Genomic DNA, 8654 nt, shown 5'->3' on the forward strand with positions numbered 1-8654 from the left:
TCTATGATGGCTGGAGCAGCTGGAGCGTATGTGGGGGTACCACTTGCAGCAAGTTTAGCTACTATGATGTGGCCACTCTTCTTTTTAGAAATTGGTCTTTTAATTGGATTACAATTTGTAAAAAACAAACCTGGTATTAATCTACTTGTTATGTTTGCATTTGTATTTGTAACAGGTTTCACTATTGCACCTCTTTTAGCTTATACATTAGGTATGAGTGGTGGTGGCGCTATTGTAGGGAATGCATTTGCTATGACTGCTGTTGTATTTGGAGCTATGAGTTTCTTTGCTATTAAAAGTACTAAAGATTTTACAGGATATACAAAACCGCTAATGATTGCACTTTTTGTAATCATTGGTTTTTCTATCTTAAACATTTTTCTTGGCAATCCAATGTTTCAAATCATTATTGCCGGTGCAGTTGTTATACTTTTTAGTATTTTAGTAATATTTGATACACAAAATATAATGAAAGGTGCTTACCAAACACCTATTGATGGTGCAATTGCGCTTTACCTAGACTTTCTAAATATCTTTATAGCACTACTACAACTATTTGGTATTTTTGGAAATGACGACTAACTCACTCTCACCCGAACTTTATCGGGTGATAGATGCAAATCTAAATCGCCTTAAAGAAGGCATCCGCGTTATAGAAGATATCTTACGATATAAAGAGAATAACAAAGAACTCTCCTCGAAACTCAAATCACTTCGTCATCAAGCAAGAATAGATGAAATAAAAGAACTCCTAGAAAATCGTGACAGCATCAATGATGTACTTAAATCATCTACAAAAAGTGAACAAAAACGTACTGATTTAAAGAGTATAATCACTGCAAACTTCAAACGAGCTCAAGAATCTAGCCGTGTTTTAGAAGAACTTTTCAAACTCTCAAATATTGAATATAGTGAAAAATTCAAAACTATTCGCTACGAACTCTATAATTTAGAAAAAATTACTAACTTGTAATATACGCAACCTCGAATTCTAAATAATCATATGGATACTCATCCATCAATTTTTTCATCTCTTTGTAACTTAATACATTTCTCGAACCACTTACACCACTGCGTTTGATATAACGAAACATTTCACGCACATTTTCAAATTTTAATCTGTATTCTACAACTTCAAAATCTGCATCAAAATAGTGATCCTGCAAATCTTGTAATAGTTCACGAGAGGGTAAAAGTGCTTCTAAAGAGGCTATTTTGTAAAGTGTTTGAAATGTATTTGCTGTAAATATAGCCAAGGCCACGGGTGCATGAAGCTCCTGTATCGTTTTAAAGGTCTCTTCTATGTTCTGCGCCCATTGTAGCGCTGAGGCAGAGAGTATGTAGTCAAAACGGTATGTTAAAAGTGTTTCAAAAAGAGTCTTGTCATTAAAGTTTCCATATATGCACTCAATATGTTTAGACTTTGGATGTATCTCTAACATTCTTGGAGCAAAATCAACACCAATAAATTTTTTGTATCTCCATGTTATCTTTTTTGCTAAAGCGCCACTACCACATCCTAAATCTAAAATGTACTGAGGTTCGCCCTTCACAAGAGAGAGAAGTTTTCGTGCGACTTTTTCTTGTATAACATTATGAGAACTATAACTCTGTGCATATTTTGAAAACTCAGAGCTTACTTTCATTTTCTATTGATAACCAAAGAGATAATAAAAATAGCAATAACAGAGAGTACAATCGTTGCCCCTGAAGGAAGTGAAAAGTAGTATGAGAGGCTCATTCCAAAAATCACACTAAAGAGTGCAAAGAAGAGTGCTATAAACATCGTGTTTCTAAAACCTACACGGTATTGTAGAGCAGCTACTGTCGGAATAACCATTAAAGCTCCAATAAGTAAAGAACCAACAACACGAATGGAGAGCGCTATAATAATAGCAACAACCGTCACAAGTAAAAAGTTTAAAAACTTCACTTTTATACCACTTGTTTTTGCCACCTCTTCGTCATAAGCTATAAAGTATAACTCTTTAGAAAAAAGGAGTAAAAATGCCAAAGAGATACTTCCAAACACAACGATAGTATAAACATCAGTATCACTTACAGAGAGAATTGAACCAAAAAGATAAGAGAAAAGAGAGTTGTTAAAAGCTCCACCCAAAGAGACAATAATAACTGCTAATGCCAAGGAGCCTGAGAGCATAATGGAAAGCACGGCATCACTATAGATTGAAAAACTACTTCTAAGGTACTCTATAAGCCAAGCAGAGAGGATGGAGACAACAACTGCTACCCAAAGAGGGTTGTAGCCTGCTACAAGTCCTACGGCCACACCAACGAGTGCTGAGTGTGCTAAAGTCTCACTCATTAGAGAGTAGCGTTTAAGTACAACAAAAGTACCACTAATAGATGCCAGAGTTGCTATAAAAAGCCCTGCTATAAAAGCTCTTTGCATAAAATCATAACTTAGCATTTCAAACATACAAAACCTTTAATGTTCATGTTTATGATTTGCAAGAGAGTGTGCATGAATTCCATACAAATCACTCACTTCATCACAACTGAGAAGTTTTTTTGGATCATTACAGATAGTTACTTTTCTATTGATTGTAAAAAGACGACCAATATCATCTGCAATAACACCAATATCATGCGTAATAAATAAAATTGTAATATTTTCTTCTCTATTTAATTTCGCTAAAAGCTCATAAAATCTCTGTTGTGAGACCATATCTACACCTGTATTTGGCTCATCCAGTATAAGTATTTTTGGAGAAGATGCCAAGGCTCTTGCTATCATCACTCTCTGTCTCTGCCCACCTGAGAGCGTTCCCACCATTTTATCTTTTAGATCTAAAATATCCATCTTTTGCATTGCATCGTGTACTTTTTCTCTATCTTCACTGCTCATTCCAGCAAAAACACCTCGTCTAGCAACACGACCCATTTTTACAATATCTTCAACAGTAGCAGGAAAACTCTCATCTACTAGGGTCGCACGCTGAGGAACATACCCTATTTTGTACCACTCTTTAAAATCTTTTAGTTTTTTACCGAAAATCTTAATCTCACCAGAAGTCTGTTTTTCTAAATTTAAAAGGAGCCGAATAAGTGTCGTCTTTCCACCCCCATTTGGTCCTATTATAGCAATGTATTCACCACTGAAAATTTCAAATGAGACATTTTCTAAAATAAGTTGCTCTCTCACTCTAAAGCTAAGCTCTTTTACCTCAAAAATTGGTACTTCTGGTTTTAGCGACACTGAAGAGCCTTAGCTAATTTTTTAAGATTTCTTTTCATAATATCTTCATAAGTAAGACCAGCCTTTGCCTCATCTGCAGTAATTGTTCCTAAAGGCTCGAAAAGTTCAAATTTTATTTTTGCATCATGAGCAATAGATTTAATAAGCTTGTCATTTACAAAATTTTCAAAAAAGATTGTATCTAACCCTTCAGATTTAATATCTTTAAAAATTCTATTTACATCTTGTGCGCTAGGTTCTGCTTCTGGAGAGAGTCCAGTTAAAGATTGTACTTTAAAATGATATTTATTTGCTAAATACCCAAGTGCATTATGACTTATAACTACTGTGTCATTTTTACATGATGTAAGCGTTTTTTTGTAAAGAGTATTTAAGCCTTGAAGCATTTTTATATATTTTTGTTCATTTTGAAGATAAAGTTTTTTATTTTTAGGCATTAGTGAAATAAGCTCTTTTGTAATGACAGCTGTAGCTTTTTGCATATTTGAAAAATCTAACCAATAGTGTGGGTCCAGACTGCTTGTATGCATATTTTGCTTTGTTACCGCCTGCTCCCCATCTCCATTACTTTTTAGCTCTCTTAAATCTACATATTTACTAATATTTACAGCTTTACCTTTAAACTGGAAGTTTGCTATCCATGGTTCCAATCCTGCTCCACTATAGAAGACTAGACGGCTTTTTGCTATTTTAACCATTAATTTTGGTGTCGGTTCAAAACTATGTGGATCAACACCAAAAGGTAATATATTTACAAGGTTTACAGTATCACCTGCTATATGTTTCGTAATATCATACAGTGCAAAAGTAGTTGCCCCTACAATTGGTTTAATTTGTTTAACCTGTTTTTTCTCCATAGATATAAAAAGAAGCACTCCTACAATAGCCACAAACAAAACAACAAACATAATTTTTAAATTTTTCAATTATTATCCTTAAAATAGTTTTTGTATATATGTAATTATACCCTCTTTTTAAGTGCCACACCTTAGTAGTTTGATAATATAGGTTTTTTTAGATATAATTCGCCACTTTTAATTTAGGAAATTATTTATGACTACTAGTCTTTTACTTATCGTACAAATAGTATTGGTTATTATCTTAGTTATAGCCGTACTGTTGCAAAAAAGTTCAAGCATTGGGCTTGGTGCTTACAGTGGCTCAAACGATTCTGTTTTTGGAGCGAAAGGTCCAAATAGCTTTTTAGCAAAAGCAACATTCACGGTAGGGCTGTTATTTGTTATAAATACAATTACTCTGGGATATATGTACACTCGTACTGCGCAAGCTTCAGTGGTTGATGACATTGTTACAAAAACTAATGTTGCAGCACCTGCTGTTAAAACAACTCCTGCAAAAGAGACAAACGCTACAAAGTAGCTGTCTCTTTTAAAACTTTCTCCTTTTACTCACTCTTAAAACATTTCTTGCTACAATAACACAATTTATTTTTATACCCTTCAAGGAAAAAGAATGTTAAACGAAATATATGAAACATGTGAAACAAAAATGCAAGGCAGCATTGAGCATATGCAAAGAGATTTTAAAACCCTTAGAACTGGAAAAGTGACTGTTTCTGTTTTAGATAATGTAAAAATCGACTACTATGGAACACCAACACCACTAGATCAGGTTGGTTCTGTAATAGCTGCGGATGCTACAACTATTGTTGTAAACCCTTGGGAAAAAAATCTACTCTCTGACATAGAGAGTGCAATCCAAGCTGCAAATATCGGTGTAAACCCAAACAATGACGGCGACCAAATTAAACTTTTCTTTCCACCAATGACAGTTGAACAGAGACAAGAGTCTGTGAAAAAGATGAAAACAATGGGCGAAAATGCAAAAGTTTCTATTAGAAATGACAGACGCGATGCAAACGATAGAATCAAAAAACTTGAAAAAGAGAAAGAAATCACACAAGATGATTCTAAATCTGCTCAAGACAATGTGCAAAAAATTACAGACAAATATATCTCAAAAGTGGACACTATCTTAAAAGATAAAGAAGCTGAAATATTAAAGGTTTAATTTGATGGATGTAAAAAAAATCTATATGGATGCAAATGCTCTTTTAGAGGGGCATTTTAAGCTTAGTTCCGGAAATCACTCACAGTTTTATCTGCAATCTGCAAAAGTTTTAGAAGATCCAAAAACTGCAAAACTTTTAGCAGAGGCACTTGCAAAGCAGATTAAAGAGAGTGGTATTGAAATTGATACTGTATGTTCTCCTGCCCTTGGTGGGCTTATAGCAGGATTTGCACTTGCAACTGCACTTGATGTGCGTTTCATCTTTGCTGAGCGTGTCAATGGTGCTATGAACATTCGTCGTGGTTTTGAAGTACAAAAAGGCGAAAAAGTTTTAATGTGTGAAGACATCATTACAACAGGCGGTAGTGCTATGGAAGCAGCGGCTGTTGTAAAAGCACTTGGCGGGGAAATAGTAGGAGCTGCTGCTCTTGCAAATCGTGGTTTTTGTCATCGTGAACATAGTGACATAGCAACAAAACCAAACTGTAAATTGCCACAAAATATTCCATTTTTTGCACTTGCTGATTTTACATTTGAAATGTATGCGCCAGATGAGTGTCCTCTTTGCAAAGACGGCAGTGAAGCCATCAAACCAGGTTCAAGAGGAAACTAAAGGGCTAATGCCACTTGAGCTGGCAACTCATTGCTCGCTCAACAAGCACTCTTGCTACTTCAACTTTTCCATCCACAACAAGAGGACTTTTTAATTTTTTCAATCTTATTCTCTCCTCTTTTGAGACTACTTTTACAATGATGTTAGCCTCTTTTGTTTGCTCTATAATCGCTTCACAAATTAACTGTTTTTTATCTGGATTATCCAGAGTCACAATGACAGCAGCAGCATCTCTTACATGCAGAGCTTCAATAATAGCCCGCTTTGACATATCCCCAAGATAAGTTTCAATATTTCTATTTACAGCCTCTTTTACATGCTTTGGAGAGTTATCAACAACAATATAATCCATGCCATACTCATCTAAATGTTTTGCAACAAACTTGCCTACAACTCCATATCCACAAATAATGATATGATCTTTTCTCTCAGTAAGATCTACAACCTCAGGAATAGATGACTTAGAACGGATAATATACTCTGCCACTTTTTTTACATGTGGTATAAAAAAAGGCGTGACAACCATTGAAAAAATAACAACAAGTACTAATAAAGAGGTCAAATTTTCATCTAACAAATGCCCTGCACTTGCCAATGCAAAAATCACAAAAGAAAACTCACCTACCTGAGCAATTGCAAGACCTGTCTTCAAACCAGTCAAAGGCTTATATGTAACAGATACAACAGCAAAAGTAATGAGTGTTTTAAGGACAAATACCATTGCGAACAGAGCTAAAATCAATGTAAAATTATCAACAAATACTAAAATATCAACTTTCATTCCAACTACAACAAAAAAAGTTCCAAGTAAAATGTCTTTAAATGGTGCAATATCGGCTTCTACCTTATAGTGATACTTCGTTTCTGCAATAATCATCCCTGCAATAAATGCACCAAGAGAGTATGTAAATCCCATGAAATATGCTAGTAATGATGTTGCTGTCACAATAAAAAGTACCGAAGCCATAAAGAGTTCATCCAATTCACTTGTAGCTGAAAAATGCAAAAGCCACTCTATGATTTTTCTTCCAATAGTAAACATAAGTAATAAGACTAAAAAAGCACTCTCAAATGTATGCAAAAGAATTGTAGTAATACTTTCATGTCCTGCATTTGAGAGAAAACCAATTAAAATCATAATAGGAATAACAGCAATATCTTGAAAAATCAAAATACCAGTCGCACGCTGTCCGTAAGAGGTATAAATCTCTTTTGATTGTTTCAAATAGGTCAACACTACCGCTGTCGATGAGAGAGAAAATGCAAGTGCTATCATTACAGAGGCAAGAAAATCAATAGTAAAAATATAATGAGCAATACCAAAAACGGCAAATGCAGTAAGAGAAACTTGTGCAATACCATTACCAAAGATAAGCATCTTCATAGTTCTCATTTTACTAAAAGATATTTCTAAGCCTATTGTAAACATTAAAAATACAATACCAAATTCACTAATATGCTCAAGCCCTTCAGAGTGTGCATATTTATGTAGATTAAACAGATATGTAATAATTATACCAGTAAAAATATATCCTATAATAGGTGATATTTTTATTCGTTTTAATCCAATATTTAGAAGTGTTGATACACCCAGTGCAACAACCACATACAGAAGCATATTGTTCATAAATTTCCTCTACCTCGGAGTATTGGCTTGTTTTGCTTTTTTATGTAAAAAACGAAGCGTTTGTTCTATTGTAGCATCTGGCTGCATTGGTTGAGAAACCGCTGCGTTTAACCCTTGTATTTTTACACTGCCCTGCCCCATCTTTTGTGTAGTTGCGCGTATGCCTTTTTCTTTATCAACAATCGCTTTGTAGTAGTACTTGTCTTTTGGATTATATATAACGATGTCACTACCACTCTGTATCCAGTGAAAAGAGGCATCACCCTTTTGTTTGCCAACGAATTGTGTGCCATCAGGCTGAGTAAAGGTAATCTTTCTATTCAAAGCAGGTGCGCCAAACGCAGCAACATTTAACAAAATAACAACAAATAAAACAGCTAAATTTTTCATATCTTTTCCTTATTGTTTTGTAACTTTCAAAGTCATTTCTCTATTGGTATAATCAGCATTCACAACCTCTATACCATAGCCCGTACTGCTTCCATCATACAAGTTTGTTTTACTGATAAGATCACCCTGCGTATAAACATCAGAAAAATCAGCATATATATCCTCTGTATTTGTCATAAGAGTAGAACTATCTTTCTCGACAACTGCAACCATATAGTGATTACTCTGTGTCTGTCTACCACTTTGTGTATTATCTGCTTTATTAGTATCAACATGGTACATCATTGTAAAAAGTGTATTGTCCCCAAACGCAGCATCTGCAGTTGAGAGACTAATATCTGAATTTCTCTTTGCCGTATCTCTACACTCAAGCAAAAAGTACTCATTTGATTTAGAAGTCTTAAGCTTTATAAAATCTCTACCACTACAGCCAATAGTCACTGTATCAGTTCCAAAGAGTGTTGTGACATTCTCATCAAGTCCCGCATCTATTTTATTAAAGGCACTATACTGTGTCGGCGTCTCTCCTTCATAACTATCTGATGGTTGATATGCCCATGCACCACCACTCATAATATCATACCAGCCAAGACCTGAACCACCGCCATTATCATAATAATCTTTTAAGAAAAAAGCTGCATGTCCCAACTCATGACACATAATACCAATGGTTGCTTTGTGATTGCCATGGTTTGCTCCAAAACGCGTATAGGTTCCGGATTTAGTATTATCTTCACTTGTTTTCATAACATAAACACCATCGACTTTTAGTG

The 8654-nt window shown here is 34.8% G+C and carries 12 protein-coding genes; 5 read left to right on the forward strand and 7 right to left on the reverse strand.

What is annotated here, in order from left to right:
- On the forward strand, positions 1 to 582 hold a 582-nt coding region (locus tag MVY38_RS07120), incomplete at its 5' end, for a Bax inhibitor-1/YccA family protein (protein WP_297484726.1).
- On the forward strand, positions 572 to 973 hold the full coding sequence (locus MVY38_RS07125) for a thiamine-phosphate pyrophosphorylase (protein ID WP_297484728.1): 402 nt from the start codon (positions 572 to 574) through the stop codon (positions 971 to 973). The genes MVY38_RS07120 and MVY38_RS07125, both read left to right, overlap by 11 nt.
- Here MVY38_RS07125 and MVY38_RS07130 read toward each other — a convergent pair.
- Genes MVY38_RS07130 through MVY38_RS07145 form a run of 4 tightly spaced genes read right to left on the reverse strand, consistent with a single transcriptional unit; the run spans position 963 to position 4146 of the window.
- Positions 963 to 1646, reverse strand: coding sequence for a methyltransferase domain-containing protein (locus MVY38_RS07130; protein ID WP_297484730.1), 684 nt, complete (start codon positions 1644 to 1646; stop codon positions 963 to 965). The genes MVY38_RS07125 and MVY38_RS07130 overlap by 11 nt on opposite strands.
- Positions 1643 to 2440, reverse strand: a complete 798-nt coding sequence (locus MVY38_RS07135; protein WP_297484732.1) for a metal ABC transporter permease — start codon at positions 2438 to 2440, stop codon at positions 1643 to 1645. The genes MVY38_RS07130 and MVY38_RS07135 overlap by 4 nt, the downstream gene beginning before the upstream one ends.
- Positions 2441 to 2449: 9 nt before the next feature.
- On the reverse strand, positions 2450 to 3220 hold the full coding sequence (locus tag MVY38_RS07140) for a metal ABC transporter ATP-binding protein (protein ID WP_297484734.1): 771 nt from the start codon (positions 3218 to 3220) through the stop codon (positions 2450 to 2452).
- On the reverse strand, positions 3211 to 4146 hold the full coding sequence (locus tag MVY38_RS07145) for a metal ABC transporter substrate-binding protein (RefSeq protein ID WP_297484736.1): 936 nt from the start codon (positions 4144 to 4146) through the stop codon (positions 3211 to 3213). The genes MVY38_RS07140 and MVY38_RS07145 overlap by 10 nt, the downstream gene beginning before the upstream one ends.
- Positions 4147 to 4273: 127 nt before the next feature.
- Between MVY38_RS07145 and secG the strand changes: the two genes are divergently transcribed.
- The 3 genes from secG to pyrE all read left to right on the forward strand — a co-directional run bounded on the left by secG (position 4274) and on the right by pyrE (position 5864).
- On the forward strand, positions 4274 to 4600 hold the full coding sequence (secG, locus tag MVY38_RS07150) for a preprotein translocase subunit SecG (protein ID WP_297484738.1): 327 nt from the start codon (positions 4274 to 4276) through the stop codon (positions 4598 to 4600).
- Positions 4601 to 4693: 93 nt separating this feature from the next.
- A complete protein-coding gene (gene frr, locus MVY38_RS07155; RefSeq protein ID WP_297484740.1) occupies positions 4694 to 5251 on the forward strand; it encodes a ribosome recycling factor in 558 nt (185 codons plus the stop codon).
- A 4-nt stretch (positions 5252 to 5255) separates the two neighbouring features.
- On the forward strand, positions 5256 to 5864 hold the full coding sequence (gene pyrE / locus MVY38_RS07160) for an orotate phosphoribosyltransferase (protein WP_297484742.1): 609 nt from the start codon (positions 5256 to 5258) through the stop codon (positions 5862 to 5864).
- A 4-nt stretch (positions 5865 to 5868) separates the two neighbouring features.
- On the opposite strand, the gene MVY38_RS07165 is transcribed toward pyrE, so the two are convergent.
- The 3 genes from MVY38_RS07165 to MVY38_RS07175 all read right to left on the reverse strand — a co-directional run.
- On the reverse strand, positions 5869 to 7491 hold the full coding sequence (locus MVY38_RS07165) for a cation:proton antiporter (protein ID WP_297484744.1): 1623 nt from the start codon (positions 7489 to 7491) through the stop codon (positions 5869 to 5871).
- 9 nt (positions 7492 to 7500) lie between these two features.
- Positions 7501 to 7881: a hypothetical protein gene (locus tag MVY38_RS07170; protein ID WP_297484746.1), complete on the reverse strand. Its 381-nt coding sequence runs from the start codon at positions 7879 to 7881 to the stop codon at positions 7501 to 7503.
- 9 nt (positions 7882 to 7890) lie between these two features.
- Positions 7891 to 8654: immune inhibitor A domain-containing protein (locus MVY38_RS07175; protein WP_297484748.1), on the reverse strand; the 764-nt coding region annotated here is incomplete at its 5' end.

Origin of the sequence: Sulfurimonas sp. (assembly GCF_027056685.1) — a bacterium.
Taxonomy (GTDB): domain Bacteria; phylum Campylobacterota; class Campylobacteria; order Campylobacterales; family Sulfurimonadaceae; genus Sulfurimonas.